The organism is Sphingobium yanoikuyae, assembly GCF_013001025.1.
GTDB lineage: Bacteria > Pseudomonadota > Alphaproteobacteria > Sphingomonadales > Sphingomonadaceae > Sphingobium > Sphingobium yanoikuyae_A.
In genome coordinates this window covers 3,685,621-3,709,166 of sequence record NZ_CP053021.1, presented here as the reverse complement: position 1 = coordinate 3,709,166, position 23,546 = coordinate 3,685,621, and the positions used below count along the sequence as shown (strand labels likewise).

Here is a 23,546-nt window from a genome sequence, read left to right as displayed (position 1 = left end):
GCGGCCTTTCGGTCAGGGATTTGGGATGCAGATAAGGAACGGGGCCGCAACCTTGCGGATGCGGCCCCGTTCTTCAAGGCGTTTAGAGGCTCCAGTCGGCGCGCAGGCCGATGGTGCGTGGCCGGATGATCGAGCCCTGCGGCGTCGCGGCGTCGTTCGCGAACGGCGCGTTCAGCACGCCATATTTGTCGAACACATTGTTGGCGAAGGCCATCAGCCGGACCTTCTCGCCCAGGCTGACCGAGGCGCGCAGGTCGAACACGTTGAAGGCGCCACGGCGCGAGACATCGTCGAAGCTGGTCGGCGCCGACGACAGATAGCGATGCGCGATGTCGAAGCTGGGCGCGCCGGTCATATCGGCGAAGCTGAGCGTCAGATTATTGGCGATCGACCATTTGGACGAACCCGGCAGCGTCGTGCCCTTGGCATAGCCGCCCAGGCCGGCGACGTCGAACGGATAGGGCAGGAATTCGGTCAGCTCCGCATCCTGCCAGGTGACGTTGGTGGTGAAGTGGACGATCTTGTTGACATTCACCGTGCCGGAAAATTCCACACCGTTGACCCGCGCGCCACCGGCATTGACGACATAGGAATAATAGGAGGGCGCCGGGCCGAAGAGACGCGCCTGGATATTGTTCCAGTCGAGATGGAAGCCGGTCAGGTCGATGGCGAAGCGGCCGTCGGGTGTCTGCGCCTTCACGCCGATTTCGTAATTCTTGACCTTGTCGCTCTCATAGGCCTCCGGAATGCTGGGTAGCAGGCCGGCATTGGGGTTGATGCCGCCGACGCGATAGCCCTGCGAATAGGTGGCATAGACCATGACATCCTTCGAGGGACGCCAGGCGATCGTCGCCTTGGGCAGGAAGCCGTCTTCCTTCTGGTTGACGCTGCCGCTGCTGTCGGTCGGCGTATAGCCGCCTTCATAGCCGCCCAGCGCACCGGCCTGGTTCAACACGTCGGCCTTGGCGGTGGTGTCATAATAGCGACCGCCCAGCGTGATCTCGATCTGCTCCACCGGCTTGTAGGACAGTTCGCCGAACACGCCGAAATCCTCGTTCGTGCTCTTGGTGAAATAGCCATAGAGGCGGTCGCCCGGCGTCAGCTGCGCACCGGAATAGCCACCGAACAGGTCGGGATTGGCGTCGATATAGTCGGCGGCACCGGCCTGGAAGATCTGGTCATAGCTGTTCTTCTTGGCCTGCAAATAGCTGACGCCGACCAGCCATTTGAACGGACCGTCGCCGGCCGAGGCGAGGCGGGCCTCGACCGTCTTGATGAGCGCATCGGCCTCGCCCAGCGAATAGGCCGCACCATCGCCGGTGGTGACGCCGGTCACATAGGCATAGGGGTAGGAGAAGATGGTGGTGTTGGTCTTCTTGGTGATCGACCCCAGCACCGTCAGATTGGCGATGTCGCTGACTTCCTGGTCCAGCCGCAGGCTGTTCATCCAGAATTTCGTCTTCTGGGTTTCGGCGCGCGGCAGGTTGCGGACATAGGGGTTTGGCAGGTCGAGATAGGTCTGGTCGTCCAGCTTGCTGTCCTGCCAGCTCGACAGATAGGTGACCTTGGTCGTCTCGCCCAGATTGGCGACGATCGATCCGCGCAGGCCGCGGGTGCGATAATCGTTGGAGCCGTTCACGCCGATGCCGGGATTGTCGAGATAGCCCGCGTCCGACCGCTGCAGCGCGACCAGGCGCAGCGCCAGCTGATCGGCGACCAGCGGGATGTTGATCATCGCCTTGGCGGCATAGTTGAGTTCGCCCGAGGCATTCTTGGTGGTGCCGACCAGGCCCGATGCGGCGGCGTCGACCTTGGACGGATCGGCGACATTGGCGACATAGTTGACGAGGCCGCCCAGAGTGGACGAACCGAACAGCGTGCCCTGCGGACCGCGCAGCACTTCGACGCGCTGTAGGTCGAACGTGTCGACGTCGGGGATGCCGATCGGGAAGCCCGGCTCCACCACCGGCACTTCGTTGAGATAATAGCCGACCGTGGTCTGGCCCTGCTCATGATAGGTGGTGGCGGCAACGCCGCGGATCACGACTTCCGAAATGCCGGGCTGATAATCGTTGAACACCACGCCGGGCAGGCGGACGATATAGTCCGACAGGCTGTTGGCGTTCATCTTCTTGAGCTGCTCGCCGGTGACGGCGCTGATCGGCAGGGCGACCTGGCGAATATCCTCGTCGCGCTTGCCGGCGGTGACGATGATCGTCTCGCTGTCGCTGGCGGCCGGGGCCTGGGCAAGGGCGGTGCCGGACAGGATGGTCGCGGCCGCCATGGCGGTGAAACTCACAGTCTTGAGATGCGTCAGTCTGTTCATTGTCATTCCCCTTATGATGTGAGAACCGGCCTTGTTCCGGCCGGCTTTCTCCCTTGCTCTGTTGTTAGATGTCGCTCCCTTCGCCAAAGCGCTGGCGACCGCCGACGATCGTGCGCAACACCTTGGTCGCGCCGATCTTCGCCGGATCGATCGCGAACAGATCGGCGTCCAGCACCGCAAAATCGGCCAGCATGCCGGGCTTCAGCAGGCCCATCCGGTCATCGCTGAAACCGGCAAAGGCGTTGGTCGCGGTATAGGCGTGCAGCGCCTGGAGCATGCTGATCTTCTGTTCAGGCAACCAGCCGCCTGGGTTCGCGCCGTCGATCGTCTGGCGCAGCACGGCGGCGGCGACCCCGGTCAGCGGATCGAGCGGCGCCACCGGCCAGTCCGATCCGAAGGCGACCTTCGCCCCGGCATCGAGCAGCGACTTGAACGCATAGGTGCCCTTCAGCCGCTCGGCGCCGACGCGCTGGATCGCCCAGCGTCCGTCGTCGATCGCATGATAGGGCTGGACCGATGCGATGACCTGCTGCTGGGCGAAGCGCGGGATCGCGGCCGGCGCCAGATGCTGGGCATGTTCGATGCGGAAACGGCGGTCGCGCTTGCCATTTTTCGCGGCGGCGGCGGCAAAGATGTCCAGCGCCTCGTCATTCGCCTTGTCGCCGATGCCGTGGATGGTGATCTGCAGGCCCGCCGCGTCGGCATCATTGGTCCATTGCTGGACATCGGCGCGCTTGTGGATCGGGAAGCCGCTATTGTCGGGCGCGTCGTCATAGGGCTTGTAGAACATCGCCGTGCGCGACCCCAGCGACCCGTCATATTGCAGCTTGAGGCCACCCCAGCGCACCCAGTCGTCGCCGCGCCCTTCGGCCTCTATCAGCGCCTTGAGCTTCGCCCAGTCCTGCAACGGCACGAAGGAATAGAAGCGCATGTCGGTCTCGCCCCTGGCACGCAGGCGGCGCAGCGTGTCATGGGTGATCCAGTCCAGTTCGGTGGTGTGGACCTGCACCACGCCTTTGGACAGGCCATGGGCGATGCCCTGGCGCGCGGCATCCTCCTTGTCGGCGTCGGTCGGCGCGGGGATGGCGCGCTTGACCAGGTCCATCGCCGCATCCTTCAGGATGCCGGTCGGGTTGCCATCCTTGTCGCGCACGATCATGCCGCCGGCCACGTCGGGCGTGTTGCGATCGATCCCGGCCAGTTTCAGCGCCAGCGAATTGAGCGCCAGCATGTGCAGGTCCAGCCGCTGCACCGCGACCGGGGTATTGGGCGTCACCGGGTCCATCCAGCTGCGGTCGGGCAGTTCGCCGCCCCATAGTTCTGCGTCCCAGCTGCCGCCCTGCAACCATTGGCCGGGCTTCAGGCTCTTGGCCGCCTCGCCGACGATGCGGGCAAATTCCTGCGGGCTCTTCGCCTCGCGCAGATTGGGCTGGCTCAACAGATAGGAGCCGGTGAGGAAATGGGTGTGCGCGTCGGTGAAGCCGGGCATGACGAAGGCGCCGCCCAGATCGATGATGCGGGTTGTCTTGCCCGACTGCGCCTTGACCGCCGCCGCGCCGATCGCGGCGATGCGTCCACCGGCGATGCCGATCGCCGATCGCACCATCGGCATGCCTTCGCCGGTCCAGACCGTCGCGTTGACATAGGCGGTGTCGAGCACCTGTCCCTTCGCCCACAGGCTGCTGCTCAATGCCAGTCCGGCCAGGCCGGTTGCGCCCCCGGCCAGCATTTCGCGTCGGCTGAACATCATTGCTCTGCTCCCTCGCGGCTGGTTTCGTCCAGCCGGTCCTCATTGTAGATCTGCATCCAGTCGCGCAGCCCGCCGGGGGCCAGGCTGCCAACAATCTCGTTGATGCCCTGGCGGCTTTCGTCGCGGCCCAGCTTGAATCGGCCGTCGATCGCGCGGACATGGGCGCGAAAGCCGATGATATGCTTCATCATCGGTTCCAGCCGTGCGCCGGCATTATCGATATGCCAGGGGGCGACGCGGCCCGCCTCCATCCGGTCGGTCAGCGTCTCGATCGATTCGCGGGTGGCTTCCGGCAGAAGCTCGACATCGACGGTCAGCACCGCCATCGCATAGTTCCAGGTCGGCACCCATGTCGGGTTCGACTGCATCTCGGGCGAGATATAGGCTTGTGGCCCGTTCACCAGAACGGTGGCGCGGGGCGCCGTGCGCAGTTGCGCCACCTGCGGGTTGGACAGGGCAAAATGGCCCAGCAGCGACACCAGCGCACCGTCCGCGTCGCATTCGGCCAGCAGCGGCAGCGGCGTCGAGCCGAAGCCGGCCTCGCTATGGGAGACGATCCAGCAGAGCGGATGGTCGCCGATCAGGGTGACGATGTCGTCCGGGGAGCGGGGCGCATATTTCATATGCATGACACTGCGCCGGCATTGGACCCGCCCGAAACATCCAATTCAGGAAAGTGAAGGGGTCCAAGTAAGGATCAGGGTTCGGCGCAGCGGCGCAGCGCCTGCAACACCTCTTTTGCCTCTTCCTCGGTCAGGCTGGCAAAGCCGATGCGCAGCCCCCGCTCGGTCCCTTCCTCGGCCGCATAGCTGTGCGAGGAAGCAAAGCTGAGGCCGATCTCGGGTGCCCGCGCTTCCAGCCGGTCGAGCGCGGCCATGTCCTTGAACTGCAACCAGAAGGCGAGGCCGCCATCGGGCAGGCGATAGTCGATCAACCTGTCCATTTCGCTGTCAAGATTGCGGGCGAAGGCATCGCGCCGCCGGGCGTAGATCTGCGCCGTCTTGCGCACATGGCGGCGCACCTCGCCGCTCTCCAGCAGTTCGGCGGCGGACTCCTCCGTCACGGTATTGCCCATGCCGTCGATCAGCGAGATCTGATAGGCCAGCGCGTCGACGACCTTGGGCGCGGCAGCGATATAGCCGATGCGCAAAGCCGGCACGAGCAGCTTGGACATCGACCCGGCATAGATCACCCGCGCCGGGGCGTAGCTCGCCATCGGCAGCAGCGGCTGTGCGCCGAAGTGGAACTCATGGTCATAATCATCCTCGATGATCGCGAAGGCGAATTGCCGCGCCAGTTCCAGCAGGCGCAGCCGCCGTTCGGGCCGCATCGACACGGTGGTCGGAAACTGGTGATGCGGCGTCACGAAGATGGCGCGGACGCGATGCTTGCGGCAGGCGCGCTCGACATCGGCGACATCGACGCCATCCTCGTCCAGCCCGACCGTGACGATCTTGGCACCGCAGGCGCGGAAGGCGGCGACCGCCGGCTCATAGGTCAGCCGTTCGACCAGCACCGCGTCGCCCGGCCGGATCAGGATGCGCGCGGTCAGGAACACGCCCATCTGGCTGCCGCGGGTGATGCAGATATTTTCCGCGCCGACCATCAGCCCGCGCTGGCGCCGCAACATGCTGGCGATCTCCTGCCGCAGCCGTGGCGACCCGCGCGGATCGCGATAGTGGAGCGCATTGGCGCGCGAGGCCCCCTCCGCCGCCTTGCGATAGGCGCGGGCGAGGAGGTCAGCGGGAAACAGGCGTCCGTCGGCGACGCCCTCGTCCAGCTTGCGCCATTTGCCCGCCGGGATGGCGATCAGCCGGTCGGGTGCGGCCAGGAAGGGATATTCGGTTTCGTCCGGCTGGCGGGTGTCGGGGGCGATCGGCGGGGCAGGGGCATCGTCGCTGCTGGGCAGGGAGGTCGACACGATCGTGCCGCGCGTGCCTGCGCTCACCAGCCAGCCTTGCGCGATCAGTTCCTCATAGGCGGTGACAATGGTCTTGCGATTGACCTCCAGCGCGGCGGCCAGTTCTCGGCTGCTTGGCAGGAACTCGCCGGGCAACAGCCGGCCGCGCTCGATCTCGTGGATCAGCCCATGGGCGATCTGCATGTAGCGCGGACTGTCCGGCGCGATCCGCACCCGTTCCTTGAGCGGCAGGGTCCAGGGGCGCAGCATCCGCGTGGCGATCAGCGCCGCGATGCCGCCAGGGCCATGTCGGCAAGGGCGATCGTCCCGAGCGGCCCGGCGCGGTCGCCCAGTGCCGGGTGGGCGACATAGTCGTCCATCGATGCAATCGTCGCAGCCGCGCCATAGGCCGCCAGGCTGGCGGTCAGTCCATCGCGGATCATCGGCATCAACTGGGGCTGGCCCATGGCGACGCCACCACCGATCAGGATACGCTGGGGCAGGCTGGTCAGCGCGAGGTTATGGCACATCGCCGCCAGGGCATGGGCGACGAACGACCATTGCGGATCATCAGCGGACACGTCGCGCCCGCGCTGGCCGGTCCGGGCCTCGATCGCGGGACCATCGGCCAGTCCCTCCAGGCAATCGCGATGGAAGGGGCAATTGCCTGCAAAATCGTCGCCGGCGGCGCGCGGCACGCGCATATGCCCGGCCTCGCTATGGCCCAGTCCGCGCACCGGCATGCCGGACACGATGCTGCCCACGCCGATGCCGGTGCCGACCGTGACATAGGCCCAGCTGGTCAACCCCTGCGCCGCGCCCCATCGGCCCTCGGCCAGCGCCGCGCCATTGACATCGGTATCGACCATGAAGGGGCGTCCGGCCGCGAGGTGGGTGATGTCCGTCCCGCTCCAGCCCGGCTTGGGCGTGCTGACGATCGAGCCGAAACTGGCCGACGCCGGATCAAGATCAAGCGGTCCGAAGCTGCCAAGGCCCAGCGCGGCGAAATCCCATCCGGCCAAGGTCGCGGCCACCGCCGACAGGGTCTCGGCAGGCGTGGTGGTCGGAATTTCCACCTGCGCCCGGATATCGTCCGGCCCGGTGCCCAGGATGCAGATGCATTTGGTGCCGCCCAGTTCTACGCCTGCCAGCATCGGTTCATGCTCCCCAGATCGTCTCGGCATAGGTCAGGAAATTGCCGCCCAATATCTTCTCGATCCGGGCCGTCGAATAGCCTTTGACGCGCAGCAGGCCGACGAGCTTACGGAACTGGTCCGGGCCGCGCAGGTCGACGACGAAGGGATAGGTGTCGGGCCGTTCGCCCTTGGCGCTGATGCCAGCGGCCTGGCGCGCGGCGATTTCCTTGGCCAGCACCGCCTCATAGGCGTTGAGGTCGTCGATCTGCGTCACCGTGCCGTCGGTGCCGATGCCGACATGATCCTCGCCGCAGAGGTTCACCGCATGGTCGATATGGGCGACGACATGCTCGGCGCGGGCATGGCCGGACAGATCAAGGAAGGGCATGAAATAGATGCCGATGAAGCCGCCGCGATCGGCGACCAGCTTCAATTCCGCGTCGGTCTTGTTGCGGGGCAGGTTGGTGACCGCGCGGCAGCCGGTGTGATTGATCGAGATCGGCTGTTTGGAAATGCGTGCCGCCTCCAGGCAGGTCTGCTCTCCGCTATGCGACAGGTCGACCATCACCCGCTGCGCATTGCAGCGCGCCACCACCTCGCGGCCGAACGCGGTCAGGCCGCGATTGCCCGGCGCCATCGACCCGTCGCCCAGCTGGTTGGCGGGATTGTAGGTCAGCTGGAAGATGCGCACGCCCAGGTTTGCGAAAATGTCGACCCGGCTGGCATCCTGGCCCATCATCGCGCCATTCTGGAATCCGTAGATCAGGCCCACTTTCCCCTCCGTCTTGGCGCGGCTTATGTCGGCGGCGGTCAGGATCTTCATCAGGTCGCGGCTGTTGGCGCGCACCTGCGCATCGGTCTCGGCCACTTCGCGCACGCTCTGCTCGAACGGGTCTGCCGACCCGGAGACATAGCCGATGGTGATGTTGACGGCGGTGAGGCCCGACGCATGGGCTTCGGCCAGCACGCGCGGGCCGAACTGCGGAACGAGGGAATCTGCCGGCTGGTTGGGATCGCCGAGGCCACCGAGCGCATTGACGACGATCATGTCCTTGATCGGATCGGCGTCTACGCCCGCCGCGCGGGCACTGCCGGCGGCCAGCATAGCGGCCGATACCCCCATGAAATTGCGCCGATCCAGCCTCATTCGTCGTCCCCCATTTCTTCCTTCGTCACCGGCACATAGGCGTTGCGGGCATAGGCTTGGCCGCGCTTCACCACCGTCTCGATCGTCTGGATATTGGCGATGTCGGCGATTGGATCGCTTTTCAGCACCACGAAATTGGCGAGCTTGCCCGGTTCGATCGAGCCCATTTCCTTGCCCTGCCCGGCCGCCTGCGCGCCGACCAGCGTGGCCGACCGGATCACCTCGACCGGCGGCATGCCGACATTGCGGGCGAGGAAGAGCAGTTCTTCATGGACGGCGGGCCACTGGTCCTCGACCTCACCGACGAAATCGGTGCCGGTGGAGATGGGGACGCCCATCTTCCACGCCTGGCGGGTGAGGCGGGTGGTGAGGTCGCCAGTGCAGCGCAGCGGCTTCGCCTTGGGATCGGCCTTGCGCTTGGCCTCATATTTCACGAACAGCGCGCCGGTCGCGTCGAGGATCGTGCCCTGCTTCAACATTGCGCGGAACAGGTCGGCCATCACCGGGTCATCGTCGCCCGGCGCCAGCAGATTTTCATGCACCGGCGTCCGGTCCTCATACGCCGCCAGCATTACCGGCTCGCGCTGATAGGCGAGATAGCAGACATGGCTGATCGCGTCCGGCCCGGCGGCGATCACGTCAGCCGGGCGGGTAGGGAAGACCGAACTATGCGCCCAGACCAGCATATGCTGGCGATGGGCGGCGGCGGTCACGGCTTTGACCTGGCGCGGAGTGAGGTCGGCATAGACCTTGATCGCGCTGGCCGATGTGCCACGCGCCAGGGTGATGGCTTCCTTGAGATCGGTCTTGTCGTCGATCGCCTGCATCCAGGGCGCGGTGCCCGGCGTCACCCCCTGGCTGGCGGCGGCGACGCGCGGATCGGCAAAAAAGGGCCGGCCGGCCATGATCGCGGCATAATAGATGTCGGGCGCCGGAATTTCCGCCATCCGCGCCTCGCGCGCCAGTTCGCCGACCGAGCGCAGATCGTCGGCCATGTCGCGCACCGCCGTCACCCCGCCATAAAGATTGCGGCGCAGCATCGCCTTGGCCTGCACGGCATTGGGCGGGGTCGCCATATGGACATGGCTATCGATCAGGCCGGGGATGACATAGCGGCCGGCCAGATCGACCTGCTTCGCGCCGGCGACATCGGCGGCGGGCAGGCTGCCATGCGGTGCCAGCGCGATGATCCGGTCGCCGCGCACCAGCATGTCCTGATTGCCGCGCGGCGCGGCGCCGGTGCCGTCGATGATGGTGGCACCGCTATAGAGTATCGCCTCCTCGGCCGGCTTGGGCGGCTGGGCAAAGGCGGCGAAGGGCAGGGCGCAGGCGATCAGGGCGGCAAGGCGGGCGGTGTGCATCATCTATCCTTATTCGCCGGGCCGATAGGTGCGCACGGCATGGGCCTTGATGTCTTCGGGGTAGAAATAGACCGGGCGCAGATCGCCCTTGGCATAGAGGTCGACCTGATCGGCGAAATGGGCCGAGTGGGGATCGCCGCTCTCGCCGCCGGCGCTGACTGCGCGGGCGACGACCTTCGGCCCGAACTCGACCGCCGCGACGAAGCTGTTGCCCTTCGTGCCATAATAGCGCTTCGTCCCCGGATAGCGCGCCGCGCCGAAGGCGGCGAGCGATCCCCATTGCGACGAGGCAAACGGGATGGGCGTGCTGGGCTTGGCGTCGTCGAACGTCTGGACGATCGCGCCGTCATTGCGCTGGTAGCGGTTGATCTCGCCCCAGGGCACGGCGATGCTGCCGAAATCGGCGGTCAGCCGCTCGACCGCCTCGCGCAGCGCCGCCAGCTTCTGCGCGTCGGTCGCGCGGGTGGCCATATAGTCGATGGTGGACAGGCCCGCTTCCTTGGCGGCCGGGGCCACCGCCTTCCACAGCGCCTCGCCCCAGAAGACCGCGAGCGAGGTTTGGGTCGAGGTCAGGCTCCATTTATAGTCCCAGCCGCGCAGGCTCTGCACCGCATCGGCCAGCGCCGGATCAGGGGTCTTGTCCTGGGCCGCGATCAGGCCGGGCATTAGCCGGGCGAAGCCGGTCAGATAGGGATCATAGGCCGCGCCGATCAGGCTATCGAGGGTGAAATGCTCATTGGCCGACAGCACGATCTGCGCATGGGGGCCGCGCGGATTTTCGCCGGCCTGGTCCATGTAGCGGGGAAAGGCCTCGCGCTGGGGGCTGTCCGCGCCCGCCGCCGTCCAGGGCCAGTTATTGGTGTTCATCGCCCAGCCGCCCTTGGGGTTCACCGCCTGGGGCAGGCTGGACAGGTCATGCAGGCCGCGCCAGTCGGTCGCCGGATCGCTGCCGTCCACCGGTTTCGTATAGTCGAAGCGATCGTCGCGGATCGGCACGAATTGCGGGTGGAGATAGGCGATCTCGCCCTTGTCGTCGGCCAGCAGCGTGTTGTTGCTGCTGTTCGCCTTATTCTCCGCGACTTTGAGGAAGCTCGCATAATCGCTGGTCTTGGTGCGCAGATAGCTTTGTTCCAGCGCCGGCACCGGCTTGTTCATCAGCGCGAAGGCGATCCACTTGTCGCCTTCGGTCCGCACGATCGGGCCATGATGGGTGGAGTAGCCGGTGAAGGCGCGCTGGGCGAGCTTGCCGTCCGGCGTGCGGTAGGAAATGGCGATGGTCTTTTCGGTGACCGGCCGCAATTCCTTGCCATAGCGGTAGAAGAGGCGATCGCCTTGCGGCACGATCGTCTCGGCAAATTCGTCGACATTGTCGATGCCGCTCGACGTGTGCATCCAGCCGATATGGCGGTTGAAGCCCTGATAGATGAAGAACTGGCCCCAGGTGACCGCGCCATAGGCGTCCAGCCCCTCGTCGCTGCTCATCTGCAGTTCGGATCGGAAGAAGAAGCTGGTGTGCGGGTTGATCATCAACAGCGCATGGCCGCCTTCCGTCCGCGACGGCGCGATGGCAAAGCCGTTCGATCCCTGCGGCTCGCGATAGGCAAGGCCCTGTTCCAGCATGGTCAGCGCCACCGGCTTCTTCTCGTAAAAGGCCTGTAGCTGGGTCAGCGGCACCCGCTCGATATCGCCGCCGATGCTGCCTTCGGTGAAGCTCAGCGCCATCCAGGGTTCGAACCGGGTGATGACCCGCGGCTTCACCATCGGATGGGTCGAAAGATAATAATTCAGGCCATCGGCCCAGGCCTGCATCAGCTTCTTGAGCCAGGCCGGGCTGCGGGCATAGTCGGCCTGCAACCGGGCAGGATCGATGAACAGGCGCTGGCGCAGATCCTGCCAGATCGCCTTCTCGCCCTCGGCTTCGGCAAGGCGGCCCAAGTTGACCAGATAATTGGTCTCGATCCGATTGAAGTCGTCTTCCGCCTGGGCATAGACCATGCCGAACACGGCATCGGCGTCGGTCGCGCCATGGACATGGGCGATGCCCCACTGGTCGCGGGTGATGGTGACCTTGGCCGGCGAGAGCGCGGTCGGCGATTGGGCAAGGGCAGGGCAGGCGGCAAGAGCGACCAATGCCCCCGCAAGGGAGGTGGCGCGCGGCAGGAATTTCGTCATAGAGAGGGGGAGTAATGAAGGGGGCGGGGCGGCGCAAGCAGCCTCCCGTCAAGGGGGATGATATCGATGCACAGGCTTTTGATCCTGCTGGCCTTTCTGTTCGTCGCGCCGATGCCGGCGGGGGCGCAGGAGGCCGCGCCGGCGCTCTATCTGCTGCGCCCCGATGCCGTGTTCGACGGCGCGACGTCGCATCGCGGATGGGCGGTGCTGGTGCGCGGCAACCGGATCGAGGCGGCCGGACCGGGGATCGCGGTGCCGGCTGGGGCAAGGGTGATCGGCCTGCCCGGCAAGACCCTGCTCCCCGGCCTGATCGAGGGTCATTCGCACCTGTTCCTGCACCCCTATAACGAGACGAGCTGGGACGATCAGGTGCTGCACGAGCCGCTGGCGCTGCGCACGGTGCGAGCCACGGTGTCGGCGCGGGCGACGCTGATGGCGGGTTTCACCACCGTTCGCGATCTGGGCACCGAAGGGGCTGGCTATGCCGATGTCGGCCTCAAGCAGGCGATCGAGCAGGGTATCGTCGCCGGGCCGCGCATGCTGGTCGCGACCCGCGCGCTGGTGGCACCGGGCGCCTATGGCCCGCGCGGGTTCGAGCCGGGCGTCGTCGTGCCGCTGGGCGCGGAGGAAGCCGGCGGTCCCGATCTGGTGACGGCGGTGCGGCGACAGATCGCGGCCGGCGCCGATGTCGTGAAACTCTATGCCGACTATCGCTGGGGCAAGGGTGAGCCGAGCCGGCCGACCTTCACCCAGGCGGAAATGGCCGCAGCGGTGGAGGCGGCCCACAGCGCCGGGCGCAAGGTCGCGGCCCATGCCGCCACTGATGAGGGGATGCGCCGGGCGATCCTGGCCGGGGTCGACACGATCGAGCATGGCTATGAGGGCAGCGCCGCGACCTTCGCGTTGATGAAGGCGCATGGTGTCGGCTATTGCCCGACCCTGGCGGCGTCCGATGCCACCGCCCGCTATCGTGGCTGGACCGGGGCGGAACCGGCGCCGGCGGCGGTGACGCAGGCGCGCCAGGCGCTGGATCGCGCGCGGGCGGCGGGTGTCGCCATCTGCCTGGGCGGCGATGTCGGCGTGTTTGCCCATGGCGACAATGCCCGCGAGGCGGAACTGATGGCCGCCGCCGGCATGGCGCCCCGCGACGTGCTGGTCGCGGCGACCAGCGGCAATGCGGCACTGTTCGGTATCGCCGACCGGCTGGGCGCGGTGAAGCCGGGCCTGCTCGCCGATCTGGTCGCGGTCGAGGGCGATCCGACCCGCAGCATCGGCGCGCTGCGCCAGGTCGGCTTCGTGATGAAGGACGGCGTCATCTACAAGGGGCCGGGCGCGCAGCCATGAACCAGGGCGATCGCGCTTTTCTGGGCCATCCGCGGGGCCTCGCCTATCTGCTGTTCACCGAAGCGTGGGAGCGTTTCTCCTATTATGGCATGCAGTCGCTGCTGGCCCTCTATCTGGTCAAGCATCTGCTGCAGCCGGGACAGGCCGACGGCCTGCTTTTCTTCGATGCCTTTCGCCAGCTCTATGGCGGGCTCGACGGCCAGCCGCTCGCCTCCGCCATTGTCGGCACCTATTTTGCCAGCGTCTATGTGACGCCGATCCTGGGTGGGCTGGTCGCGGACCGGCTGCTGGGCCGGCATCACACGGTGCTGCTGGGCGCGTTGACGATGATGGCGGGCCATTTTCTGATGGCGGTCCAGGCCGCCTTCCTGCCCGCGCTGGCCTTGCTGGTGCTGGGCAGCGGCCTGTTCAAGGGCAATCTCGCCAGCCAGATCGGCACGCTCTATGGTCGTGACGATCCGCGCCGCGACGGCGCGTTCCAGCTTTATTATCTGGGCATCAATATCGGCCTGATCGCCGCGCCGCTGGTGATCGGCACGCTGGCTGAAACGCGCGGCTGGCATGTCGGCTTTGCCGTCGCCGGGGTTGGTATGGGGATCGCCACGATCATCTATCTCGCCGGACGCAGGCATCTGCCGGTTGACGATTATCGCCCCAGATCGAACGGGCGCGGGCGCATGACCGGGCAGGATCTGCGTGGCCTGCTGGGCATCGTCCTGCTGATCCCGCTGCTGGCGGTGACGCTGTTGCCCAACAATCAGATATTCAACGCCTATCTGATCTGGGGCGACGCGCATCTGGAACTGACGTTGGGCGGGCTGCGCGTGCCGACGAGCTGGCTCATCACCCTCGATGCAGGGCTGGGCCTGGCCATCCTTGCGGGCCTGCCTTTCGTCTATCGCCGCTATGCGCGCCACCGGCCCGAGCCCGGCGATTTTGCCAAGCTGACGATCGGGTCGCTCTTTGCGACCGGGGGCATGCTCTGCTTGGCACTCGGATCGGCGCTGGCGGGTGCGGACGGCAGAACGGGGCTTGGCTGGGCGATTGCCTTCCATCTGCTCAACGGCATCGGTTTTGCGCATATATTGCCGGTCAGCCTGGCGCTGTTCACCCGCGCCGCGCCGCCGCGTCAGGCCGGGCTGGCGATCGGCCTTTATTATCTCGTCTTCTTCCTGGGCAATATTCTGGTCGGCTGGGTGGGGGGCTTCTACGCCCGCATGCCAGCCACCACCTTCTGGCTGCTGCATGCCGGGATTGCGGCGGGATGTGGTGCGGTTTTCCTGATATTGACGTTACGGAAAGCGATTTTTCGGTCGGATTGACGCTTTTTTCACGTTCGACCGACGCCTGGCCTCACACTGGCCATGCCATTCCCGATCCTGCGAGCGCGGGCATCCGACGCGCGCCGACAGGAGGGCATGATGACTGCCGATTTCGATCCCGCCGATTTTGACGGCGACAGCGCGCTCGATACCGACATGGCCGGTTTCGATATCGATCCCAAGCTGCGGCCGGTGCGGCACCTGCCGCTGCTGGTGCAGGCCAGCGGCCGCTACAATTTCGTGCGCTCGCCGCGCTTCCCGATGCCGCGCGCGCTGCCCGGTGCGGTCGATCGCTTCGACGACGATATCAATGCGCTGACGCTCTATACGCGCGAGGAATTGCGGCTGGACGTCGATGGCCGCTATCCGCAGATGACGGTCAGCGGCACGCGCGCCGGCCCGCTGGGGCCGGTGGTCAGCTGGGTCGCGGCGCTGACCCGGACCGGGGCCAATCATTATAGCGGCCAGATCTGGTTCAAGGATGGCCAGGTCGGCGCCATCCCCCATACCCAGATCAGCCTGAAGGTGACGAAGAGCCTGCTCGCCGCCCAGCGCAAGGTGGAGGCGACCTTCAGCGGCGGCGGCGCAGCGAGCTTCGTGCGCACCTATATTTTCAGCTCTTCGAGCTTTCGTCCGGCCGAGTTCGAATATGACACGGTGGCCGGCGCGACCCGCGTGACGGAAATCGGCACGCACGATCACCCCAATCATCCCGCGACCATGGCCAGCGAGACGCTGAGCCTGGACAGTGTCTATCGGCGGGCGGGGTTCAACGTCAGCGACGCGCCCGGCAATGGCGCCATCCCGCTCGGTGCGGCTGGCGCCGACCAGCGCTGGACCGACCAGGAAATGCATGACGCGATGCAGATCTACTGGTCGCGCTTTGCCGACAAGCCGCAATGGTCGCTGTGGGTGCTGTTCGCCTCGCTCCATGTGCAGGGCAGCAGCCTGGGCGGTATCATGTTCGACGATATCGGGTCGAACCATCGCCAGGGGACGGCGATCTTCACCGACGCCTTCATCGCCCATCCGCCGGCAGGCGATGCCGATCCCGACGCCTGGGTGCGGCGAATGCGCTTCTGGACCGCCGCGCATGAGGTCGGCCATGCCTTCAACCTGGCGCATAGCTGGCAGAAGTCGCTGGGCACGCCCTGGATTCCGCTGGCCGATGATCCCGAAGCGCGCAGCTTCATGAACTATCCCTATGCGGTGGCGGGCGGCCAGGCGGCCTTCTTTGCCGATTTCGACTTCCGCTTTTCCGATTCCGAACTGCTGTTCATGCGCCATGGCCCCGAACGCTTTGTGCAGTTGGGCAATGCCGACTGGTTCGACCAGCATGGCTTCTCGCAGGTGGCGTTGGACCCCAATGAGGAGTTCGGCCTGACCCTGTCGGTCAATGCTCGTGACAATCGCCTGCCCTATCTGTTGCCGCCGGTGGTCGAGATGGCACTGGTCAACCGCAGCGGCCGGCCCAAGCTGGCATCGGCGGCGCGCCTGTCGGAACGGGCCGGCCTGACCCTGATCATCAGCAAGGATGGCCGGCCCGCGCGCCAATGGTCGCCCTATTCGCGCCATTGCGGCGAGAGCCTGGAAATCATTCTGGGTCAGGGTGAGGCGCTCTATGACAGCGTGCTGGTCGGCGCCGGCCGTAATGGCTGGGACATGGCCGAACCGGGCCGCTACACCATCCAGGCGATGCTGGTCGTCGATGGCCGGGCCGTCATTTCCAACCCGCTGGAGGTGAAGGTGGAGCCGCCCGAAAGCCGCGAGGAAGAGCGGTTGGCGCAGGATATCTTCACCCCGGAAGTCGGCCAGGTGCTGGCCGTCAACGGCACGCGCGGCGTCCAATCGGCAGTCGATGCGCTGCGAGCGGCCACGCGGATGCGTCAGCATCCGCTCGCACGCCAGGCGGCGATCGCGCTCGCCGGCCCGCTGGCCGACGAATATAAGCTGTTGCAGGTGGATGAGCGGGCACGGCCCGGTGAGACCCCTGCTGCGGCCGCCCGCCGCATCGAGGTTTATGACGCCGATCTCAAGGAAGCTCGCCACCTGCTGGCGATCGCGACCGAGGGCAGCGCTGATGCCGCCGTCAATGCCGTCGGCCATACCCGTTTCCTGCGCGAGGCGGGCAAGCTCGCTCGCGCGCTGGATGGCGGGGTTGCCCCGGCGCTGCGCCAGACGGGGCTGGGCTTCGACGCGGTGCGGGCGGGCGATGTCATCGGTGGCTTTAACCTCGGCCAGGACATGCAGCGCATGCTGGCCCTCAAGGCGAACGGCCTCAGTATCTGATCCATACAGGCGCGTCGCCTGTCCTGGCGGTGCGCCCCATCATTCCGAAAGGGGACCAACAATGTCGGAATTTCGCAAAATCACCATCGCACTCGAACAGGGATTCAAGGATGACAGCGTCCGTATCTCGATCGGCGACCGGCTGGTGCATTGGCTCGACCATGTGAAGACCCGCGCCAAGATCGGCGTCGCCCACACGCTGGAGCTCAGCTGCCGGCCGGCAATGATCCGGTGCAGGTGGAATTGCCGAGCAAGGATGTGCGCATCTCGATTGAGCCGGGGATGGGCGAGGCATGCTATTGGGGCGTGTCGGTCAGCCCGAACGGCAAGGCCATGTATGTGAAGCGCTCAGTCGAGCCCTTCGCTTATGTCTGATATGCTCCGTGCGGCGTTGATAGGGTTTTCCCTCATTGTCCTCGCCCTGCTTGTCATTACGGTCCCGCAACCTACTTTTGATCCATCACGAACTATGGGGGTATATATGGCTGAATCCTACGACACCGACGCCAATTATGTCATCAAGCTGACCGACCCGGCCGACCCGGCCAAGGTCGTTGGCTATGCCTTTGTCGAGCAGGTCCATTATCTGGCCGCCGACGATGACAGCGATGATGCCAAGGCGGCGATCGCCGGCGTGGCCGGCCTGTTCACCGACGGTCCGGTTCTGGACGCGGTCGCCCTGCCGGGACAGCAGCGCGCCACCCGCGCCTATTTTGCCGAGATTGGGTCGGGCAAGGCCGACTTCGCCTGAGGCCGATCGCGCCCATGAAGATGTTCCGGCGCGGGGCGCATCGCTCCCGCCGTCCTGCCGACACCCTCGCACGGATCGCGCCTGTGGCCCGTGCGCTGGGTGTCACGCGGCTTGCCGATGTGACCGGTCTGGATCGCATCGGCATCCCCGTATTCCAGGCGTTCCGTCCCCTGTCACTGTCGCTGTCCGTGTCGCAGGGCAAGGGCGCCACGCCTGATGCCGCGCGTGTCTCCGCGCTGATGGAAGCGATCGAACTGCATCATGCCGAAACCTGTCCCGCCAGCAGCTACAGTTGTGCCGATGCCGGCGAAGCCCGGCTCTGGAGCCAGATGGCGCGGGCTGACAAGCAGGGCGCATCCTTCGATCCGGCCCGACCGCGCGGCTGGGTCGAGGCGATCGACCTGCTGAGCGGCCGACCCATGCGGATACCCCATGGGCTGGTGACGATGGATTTCACCGTGCCGGCCGAACCCGATCTGTGGCCCAACAGCAATGGGCTGGCATCCGGCAACACCCCGGCCGAGGCGCGCTGTTCGGCGCTGTGCGAGCTGATCGAGCGCGAGGATCATGCACGCTGGCTGGAACAGGGGCTGCGCGCGCGCCGGGCAAGTGCGATCGATCTGAATAGCGTGACCGACCGGTTGGGTCGCAGCCTGATCGCACGGGTGCGGCGCGCGGGGCTGTCGCTGTCCTTGTGGGACATGACCGGTCCGATCGGCGCAGCGGTGATCGGCTGCGCGATCACTGAACGCGGTGCGGCCCGCAGCGTGCAATTGCCGCCGGCAATGGGGGCGGGATGCCATCCCGATGCCGGCGTCGCACTCGCTCGCGCCATTTGCGAGGCGGCGCAGACCCGTGCCGCGCTGATCGCCGGTGCGCGCGACGATATCGATCCGGCGCGCTATCGCGATGCCGGGCAGCAGCGGCAGGGCTTCCTGTTGGCGATGCTCGATTTCGCGCCGGCAACCCGACCCTGGTCGGCGGTGCCCTCCGTAGCCCATGACGGGGCGGAGGATGATCTGGCCTGGCTGCTCGATCGCTGTGCGAGGGTGGGGGCAGGGCCGGTCGCCTGTCATGACCTGACCCGGCCCGACCTCGGCATCGATGTGGTGAAGCTGCTGGTGCCGGCCTTTGGCGATCATGACCGGCCATCGCGCACAGGCACGATGCAAGCGGCGATGGAGCCGGCATGAGCCTGCATGCGATCGTCTTTGCCGGGCCGAGCCTGGGCGGTTCCACGATGGCCTTGCCCGATGGTGTCGCGTTGCGCGGGCCGGCGCGGCGCGGCGACATGCTGCGCGCCGCGATCGAACGACCGGCCGCGATTGGCTTGGTCGACGGACTGTTCGAAACCACGCCGTCGGTCTGGCACAAGGAAATCATCCAGGTGATGGCCGAGGGGATCGCCGTATATGGTGCGGCCAGCCTGGGCGCATTGCGTGCGGCGGAACTGGCGCCGTTCGGCATGGTGGGCATCGGCGCGATCGCGCAGGCTTACGGGACGGGGCAGATCGAGCGGGACGATGCGGTGATGGTCAGTCATGCGCCGGCAGAATTGGGCCATCGCGCGATGACGCTGGCGCTGGTCGATGCCGAACATGCGATCGCGCAAGTGGAGATGGCGGCAGGCGACCGTGCGCTGCTGCTGCGGCTGGCGCGGCGGATGAATTTCCGGGATCGCAGCTGGGCGCTGATCGGCGAGGCCTTCCGCCAGGCGACCGGGCGCGACCTGCCACCGATCGATCAGGGGCTTAGCCTCAAGCGCAAGGATGCGGAGCTGTTGCTGCGGACGATAGCGGGACCGGTGGTGGCGCCGCGTGTCGCGCCGCCGCCGCAAAGCTTTTTCCTGCGCAGCCTGCGCGCGGAGATCAGCGCGGCGTGATGCGCAATCCGGCCTGTTCCAGCCCGGTCAGGAACAGGCTGCGTTCGGCCGGACCCTGCAGCGGCAGGAACTGGATCATGGTGTCGACCAGATCGGCATCGCGGGCCGGGGTGTCGCCCTGCCACAGGCTGGCGAAACGCTGGCGCAGCTCGTCGATCACCGGCGCGGCCCGCTTTGCGCCGCCCAGCATGCCCAGATTGGCGCCCCGCACCGCCAGATAGTGGATCGATCGATTGCGGCCGATCTCGAACTGGGTTTCCGCCGCCTCATGCTCGCCAGACAGGGCGTAGAGCACCGCGAGATCGGAAAAATATTCGTCCGACGGGAAGGGATTCAGCTCGAAGGCGCGGGCGATCAGGCGCTGCGCTTCCTTCATCTCGCCCAGATGGACGAGGCCGAAGCCGATCTCGTTGATGCCATCGGCGTGAAAGGGCGTCAGGTTGAGCGCGGTCATGAAGCCCTGCATCGCCTGTTTCATGTCGCCGCGGCGCAAATAGCACCAGGCAAGGCGCGACTGCACGCCGCCATGGGTGGGTTCCAGCGCGACCGCACGGGTGCAGAGGTCGAAGGCGCGGGCGCGCAGCGGCGCAGCATCATGGCCCGCCATCAACTGCATGAAATCGGTGTTGTAGAGGCGCGCCAGTTGCAGATAGGCATTGGTCAGGCGCGGCTCCAGCAGGATCGCTCGCTCCAGCAGGTCGGCCCCTTCCTGCACCTCGACCAGGCTGGCGGCGGCCAATATCTTGGCGCGGGCGGTGAAATAGAGCGGATAGGCGTCCGACCCGCTGGGCACGCGTCCTTCCATCAGCTTGCCGACATCGCGTTCGACCACCGGCAGGATGGCGCCGGCGATCCGGGCGACCAGATCGTCGATCGCGGCGAGCAATTCGCCCTGGCGCACGGTCAACTGGCGCGTCCAGACCAGGAAGCCGCTGTCGATCCGGGTCATGCGCAGGTTGATGCGCCAGCCATCGCCGTCGGCGCGGACCGACCCGTCCAGCGCATAGCTGGCGATCGAGGCGGGCGCGGCCGCCTTCATCCGCTCGGCCGATGGCGCGTCGACCGACAGGATGCGCAGGTCGCGCATGCCGCCCAGGGCGGTCTGCAGATCGTCATGGCAGATGCTGGTGAGCAGGGCGCCGTCCGGGCCGCCATCGCCGATCAGGCTGAATGGGGCGATCACCAGGATCGGCGGCTCGGCATTGGCCTGCGGGATTGTGGCGATGGCGGGCGCGGCGGTCGCGCGCGGGGCGGCGGCGATGACCGATCCGACCGTCGTCAGTTCGCGCAGCAGCCTTTCGGTGTCGGGCGACACGCGGGCATCCAGATCGCGTTGCAGCCCGGTCTCCAACTGGCGGTAGCGGCGGTGGAGCGCGACATGGTCGCCGGCCTTCTGGTCAAGCGCCATGCCGAGCCGGGCGATCCGTTCATCGCCGGTGTCGAGCCGCTGCAACTGGGTCAGGATCGCACGGCGCAGGTCGAGCAGATCGTTTTGGCCATTGCGCTCGACGGCGTGCAGCACATCCTGGACGATGCGCTCGCGCCAGCGTTGCCGTTCGATCATCAGCCAGTCGTCGAAGCTGCGGTCCAGTCCCTCCAGCCCGTCCAGTATCGCGCTGCCCGCGCCATCCAGGATACGGGCCAGTCCGGCCAGGTCGTTGGCGGCGGCGCAGGCGAGTAACTCGCCGAGATCGCTGGAAAAGCCACCCTCTGCCAGATGCAGGTCACGCCGTTCGATATGGATGAGCGGGGCGGCCGGATGCGCACGCAGGTCGGTCAGCGCCTGGCGCAGGCTGGCGCGCGCCTGCACCTCGCCCCGGTCGCTCCACAACAGGCCGACCAGCCGGTCGCGGCTGGCGCGGCGGTCGGATTCCAGCGCGAGATGGGCGAGCAGGGCACAGGCCTTGCGGCTGCGCGGGCTGTGGTCGCGTCCGTCCGCCTCGTCGATCAGGCGGAAATCGCCGAGCAATCGAAAGCGAAACCGAAGCTCGCCAGCCGCTGTCACCATCATGCCCTTTATTGCTGGCGGCCTGCAGTGCCAGGCCGCCGATCGATCCGCCCTAACACAGCTTGCTGAACAGGGCGACGGTCCGTTTAGGCTGCGTCACGATCCAGGGCCATAGCCAATTCAGCGGTCGAACAGCTTGATCTCCGCCAGCCGGATCGCCTTGCCCTGGGGCTGGCGCATCAGCACCCGCCACTGGCGCGCGGCGCGGCCAGTAAAGCGCAGGTCGGTCACGCCGTTGGCGAGCGGCGCGCCCTTGGGCGTCGCGACATCGCGCCATTGGCCATCGACCATGGCCTGCAGGCGATAGGATTGCGGTACGGCAAACTGCTTGCCGTCGGCGAAGAAGGCGAGTTCGGCGCGGCCGATGGACACGGGTTTGCCCAGGTCAATGGCATACCATTGGTTGGCTTCTCCCGGCGCGGAGGACCAGCCATTGGGCAGTTCGGGGAAGAACCAGGTGCGGCCGTCGATCGCGTCATGGACATTTTCGGGGTCGCTGTTGCTCGACGCGCTGCCCATCGGGAACTGGCTGCGCACCAGTTGCACGGCGCGGTTGATCGGCCGGGCGACGGGCGCATTGGCGACGCGCGCCACCGGCAGCTCGATCCGGCCCAATGTTTCGCGCCGGGCGACTTCCTTGCCATCGATCTCGACCGAAAGCCCCTTGCCCCGGCCATAATGGTTGCCGTCCGCGTCCCAGGTCACGGCGATGCGATGGCCATGATAGGGTATGTCCTGCGCGCGGAACCAGGCCAGCGCCTGCGGATCGCCGGCATCGGGCAGCAGCGGGTTCACCTCCAGCACATCGTCGGCGCGCGGACGGATGCCGACCAGACCACCCAGGATCAGGTCATTATAGCCCGAATGGAAATAATGATGGCTGCGATCGAGGCCGACGATCGGCTTGCCGGTTTCGGGATGATAATCCTCTTCCAGGTCGAGCCGGTCGCCCTGATAATGGAGCGCGGTATATTGGCGCAGCAGGCGCATATAGTCGCTGCGGGTCACAGGGCCCTGCTGGGCATGATGATCGAGCAGATTGGCCATGGCGATCAGCACCTGGGTCGTCTGATAGGGCCAGATCGGGCCGTTCCACTGGCATTCGGGCGCGTCGCCCAGATAGCGATATTGCCGCATATGATATTCGTAATTCGCTTCGACCGTGCGCATGCCCGCCTTGCCGGCGAGCGAGGCGGGGTCGAGCAGATGCGCCCAGGCGCCGGCATATTTGGCGTCGTCCGGGACCAGATCGAACATCCAGGGGAGGTAGCCGACCAGCTCGCGATTGCGGATCGGATCCCAATATTGGACGTGCGGGTTCTTGCGGCTCTGATGCCGGTCGATGAAATGGCCGAGCTTTTCGCTCCACAGGTCGGCGAGGACATGGTCCTTCAGCGCCTGTGCCCGCGCCTCATATTCCTGCGCCATTTCGCTGTCGCCGGCCATGGTCGCCATCTTCGCCAGCGCGCGGGCATTGGCATACATGTAGCTGTTGACCGATGGGCGGAAGGCGTCGCCGCCGCGGAAGCCGTCCTTGCCGCCCGAGGCGTCGATCGAGGAGACGGTATATTCGGTCGCGTCGAGCAGCGGCTCGACGAAATAGAGCCCCTTGTCGAAGTCGAACTTCTCGTCCCACAGGCGGTAGATGTGGCGCATCACCGGCAGATGTTCGAGCACGCCCGCCTTGTCGCCGTCGATCAGGTACCGGCCCCAGACCGAGTCCGCCATATAGTCGGTGAAGTGGCGGTCATTGCCGCCGCGATACATGAAGCGGATATAATCGTCGGCAAAGCGCCGGTCGTTCAGCCAGCGCCCTTCGGCCAGGTGAAAACCGGTCGCGTCGTTGAGGCTGGCATAGGGATGGCGCTGCCAGTCGACATCGTCGAAAAATTCGGTGGTGATATACCCTTCTTCGCCCAGGTCGCGCTGATGCCCACGATAGAGCTGCCAGCGATAATAATAGACGGCGTCGATCTTCGGGTCGGCGGATTCGAAGAAGGGGATGCGATCCTGATACCAGGGCGCGTCATTGCCGAAGCGCTGCACCGCGATGGCATGGGTATCGAGGCCGACGAAGCGGGGAGAGGCGGCACCCATGCCGATCATGGCAGCCCCTGCCAGCAGAAGCATCCTCATCGCGTGCATCGTCCGTCTCCCT

The 23,546-nt window shown here is 66.2% G+C and carries 17 protein-coding genes; 7 read left to right on the top strand and 10 right to left on the bottom strand.

The genetic code is table 11. The annotated features are described in order from the left end of the window. Positions 1-82 precede the first annotated feature (82 nt). The 8 genes from HH800_RS17775 to HH800_RS17740 all read right to left on the bottom strand — a co-directional run bounded on the left by HH800_RS17775 (position 83) and on the right by HH800_RS17740 (position 11,792). The gene (locus HH800_RS17775; protein ID WP_169861899.1) at positions 83-2,326 is read right to left on the bottom strand and encodes a TonB-dependent receptor; all 2,244 of its coding nucleotides are present in this window, start codon (positions 2,324-2,326) and stop codon (positions 83-85) included. Positions 2,327-2,390: 64 nt separating this feature from the next. Beyond that, positions 2,391-4,076 carry an amidohydrolase gene (locus HH800_RS17770; RefSeq protein WP_169861898.1) on the bottom strand — a complete coding sequence of 562 codons (1,686 nt, stop codon included), beginning with the start codon at positions 4,074-4,076 and terminating at the stop codon, positions 2,391-2,393. Then, positions 4,073-4,705 (bottom strand): FMN-binding negative transcriptional regulator, encoded by a 633-nt coding sequence (locus HH800_RS17765; protein ID WP_169861897.1) that lies wholly within the window; start codon positions 4,703-4,705, stop codon positions 4,073-4,075. The genes HH800_RS17770 and HH800_RS17765 overlap by 4 nt, the downstream gene beginning before the upstream one ends. A gap of 68 nt (positions 4,706-4,773) precedes the next feature. Further along, the gene (locus HH800_RS17760) at positions 4,774-6,246 is read right to left on the bottom strand and encodes a PLP-dependent aminotransferase family protein (protein ID WP_169861896.1); all 1,473 of its coding nucleotides are present in this window, start codon (positions 6,244-6,246) and stop codon (positions 4,774-4,776) included. Positions 6,247-6,257: 11 nt separating this feature from the next. Then, complete coding sequence (locus HH800_RS17755; RefSeq protein WP_169861895.1) at positions 6,258-7,130, bottom strand: ROK family protein; 873 nt, start codon at positions 7,128-7,130, stop codon at positions 6,258-6,260. Positions 7,131-7,134: 4 nt separating this feature from the next. Beyond that, on the bottom strand, positions 7,135-8,259 hold the full coding sequence (locus HH800_RS17750; protein WP_169861894.1) for a dipeptidase: 1,125 nt from the start codon (positions 8,257-8,259) through the stop codon (positions 7,135-7,137). Then, positions 8,256-9,620 (bottom strand): amidohydrolase family protein, encoded by a 1,365-nt coding sequence (locus HH800_RS17745; protein ID WP_169863367.1) that lies wholly within the window; start codon positions 9,618-9,620, stop codon positions 8,256-8,258. The genes HH800_RS17750 and HH800_RS17745 overlap by 4 nt, the downstream gene beginning before the upstream one ends. A 9-nt stretch (positions 9,621-9,629) precedes the next feature. Then, complete coding sequence (locus HH800_RS17740) at positions 9,630-11,792, bottom strand: penicillin acylase family protein (RefSeq protein WP_169861893.1); 2,163 nt, start codon at positions 11,790-11,792, stop codon at positions 9,630-9,632. A 66-nt stretch (positions 11,793-11,858) separates the two neighbouring features. Between HH800_RS17740 and HH800_RS17735 the strand changes: the two genes are divergently transcribed. From HH800_RS17735 to HH800_RS17705, 7 genes are all read left to right on the top strand, one after another. Then, positions 11,859-13,136 (top strand): metal-dependent hydrolase family protein, encoded by a 1,278-nt coding sequence (locus HH800_RS17735; RefSeq protein ID WP_169861892.1) that lies wholly within the window; start codon positions 11,859-11,861, stop codon positions 13,134-13,136. Continuing rightward, positions 13,133-14,458: a peptide MFS transporter gene (locus HH800_RS17730; RefSeq protein WP_169861891.1), complete on the top strand. Its 1,326-nt coding sequence runs from the start codon at positions 13,133-13,135 to the stop codon at positions 14,456-14,458. Before HH800_RS17735 ends, HH800_RS17730 begins: the two co-directional genes overlap by 4 nt. Before the next feature lie 96 nt (positions 14,459-14,554). Continuing rightward, positions 14,555-16,747: a hypothetical protein gene (locus tag HH800_RS17725; protein ID WP_235681915.1), complete on the top strand. Its 2,193-nt coding sequence runs from the start codon at positions 14,555-14,557 to the stop codon at positions 16,745-16,747. Positions 16,748-16,984: 237 nt separating this feature from the next. Next, complete coding sequence (locus tag HH800_RS29120; protein ID WP_235681914.1) at positions 16,985-17,122, top strand: hypothetical protein; 138 nt, start codon at positions 16,985-16,987, stop codon at positions 17,120-17,122. 106 nt (positions 17,123-17,228) lie between these two features. Further along, a complete protein-coding gene (locus tag HH800_RS17715; RefSeq protein WP_004208506.1) occupies positions 17,229-17,498 on the top strand; it encodes a hypothetical protein in 270 nt (89 codons plus the stop codon). A 14-nt stretch (positions 17,499-17,512) separates the two neighbouring features. Further along, positions 17,513-18,691, top strand: coding sequence for a YcaO-like family protein (locus HH800_RS17710; RefSeq protein WP_169861890.1), 1,179 nt, complete (start codon positions 17,513-17,515; stop codon positions 18,689-18,691). Then, entirely contained in the window at positions 18,688-19,380 is a 693-nt protein-coding gene (locus HH800_RS17705) for a TfuA-like protein (protein ID WP_169861889.1), read from the top strand. Before HH800_RS17710 ends, HH800_RS17705 begins: the two co-directional genes overlap by 4 nt. On the opposite strand, the gene HH800_RS17700 is transcribed toward HH800_RS17705, so the two are convergent. Together HH800_RS17700 and HH800_RS17695 are read right to left on the bottom strand one after the other, a co-directional pair. Next, positions 19,367-21,391 carry a trifolitoxin synthesis, TfuA gene (locus HH800_RS17700; protein WP_169861888.1) on the bottom strand — a complete coding sequence of 675 codons (2,025 nt, stop codon included), beginning with the start codon at positions 21,389-21,391 and terminating at the stop codon, positions 19,367-19,369. The genes HH800_RS17705 and HH800_RS17700 overlap by 14 nt on opposite strands. 117 nt (positions 21,392-21,508) lie before the next feature. Beyond that, positions 21,509-23,524: an MGH1-like glycoside hydrolase domain-containing protein gene (locus HH800_RS17695; RefSeq protein ID WP_235681913.1), complete on the bottom strand. Its 2,016-nt coding sequence runs from the start codon at positions 23,522-23,524 to the stop codon at positions 21,509-21,511. Positions 23,525-23,546 lie beyond the last annotated feature (22 nt).

What these genes read in the sequence shown, in the direction of transcription:
- HH800_RS17745 (WP_169863367.1), bottom strand. Translation starts at nt 9,620, where the DNA reads ATGCACACCGCCCGCCTTGCCGCCCTGATCGCCTGCGCCCTGCCCTTC.
- HH800_RS17775 (WP_169861899.1), bottom strand. Translation starts at nt 2,326, where the DNA reads ATGAACAGACTGACGCATCTCAAGACTGTGAGTTTCACCGCCATGGCG.
- HH800_RS17750 (WP_169861894.1), bottom strand. Translation starts at nt 8,259, where the DNA reads ATGAGGCTGGATCGGCGCAATTTCATGGGGGTATCGGCCGCTATGCTG.
- HH800_RS17695 (WP_235681913.1), bottom strand. Translation starts at nt 23,524, where the DNA reads ATGAGGATGCTTCTGCTGGCAGGGGCTGCCATGATCGGCATGGGTGCC.
- HH800_RS17705 (WP_169861889.1), top strand. Translation starts at nt 18,688, where the DNA reads ATGAGCCTGCATGCGATCGTCTTTGCCGGGCCGAGCCTGGGCGGTTCC.
- HH800_RS17730 (WP_169861891.1), top strand. Translation starts at nt 13,133, where the DNA reads ATGAACCAGGGCGATCGCGCTTTTCTGGGCCATCCGCGGGGCCTCGCC.
- HH800_RS17725 (WP_235681915.1), top strand. Translation starts at nt 14,555, where the DNA reads ATGATGACTGCCGATTTCGATCCCGCCGATTTTGACGGCGACAGCGCG.
- HH800_RS17735 (WP_169861892.1), top strand. Translation starts at nt 11,859, where the DNA reads ATGCACAGGCTTTTGATCCTGCTGGCCTTTCTGTTCGTCGCGCCGATG.
- HH800_RS17765 (WP_169861897.1), bottom strand. Translation starts at nt 4,705, where the DNA reads ATGCATATGAAATATGCGCCCCGCTCCCCGGACGACATCGTCACCCTG.
- HH800_RS17710 (WP_169861890.1), top strand. Translation starts at nt 17,513, where the DNA reads ATGAAGATGTTCCGGCGCGGGGCGCATCGCTCCCGCCGTCCTGCCGAC.
- HH800_RS17700 (WP_169861888.1), bottom strand. Translation starts at nt 21,391, where the DNA reads ATGATGGTGACAGCGGCTGGCGAGCTTCGGTTTCGCTTTCGATTGCTC.
- HH800_RS17770 (WP_169861898.1), bottom strand. Translation starts at nt 4,076, where the DNA reads ATGATGTTCAGCCGACGCGAAATGCTGGCCGGGGGCGCAACCGGCCTG.
- HH800_RS17715 (WP_004208506.1), top strand. Translation starts at nt 17,229, where the DNA reads ATGGCTGAATCCTACGACACCGACGCCAATTATGTCATCAAGCTGACC.
- HH800_RS17740 (WP_169861893.1), bottom strand. Translation starts at nt 11,792, where the DNA reads ATGACGAAATTCCTGCCGCGCGCCACCTCCCTTGCGGGGGCATTGGTC.
- HH800_RS17760 (WP_169861896.1), bottom strand. Translation starts at nt 6,246, where the DNA reads ATGCTGCGCCCCTGGACCCTGCCGCTCAAGGAACGGGTGCGGATCGCG.
- HH800_RS17755 (WP_169861895.1), bottom strand. Translation starts at nt 7,130, where the DNA reads ATGCTGGCAGGCGTAGAACTGGGCGGCACCAAATGCATCTGCATCCTG.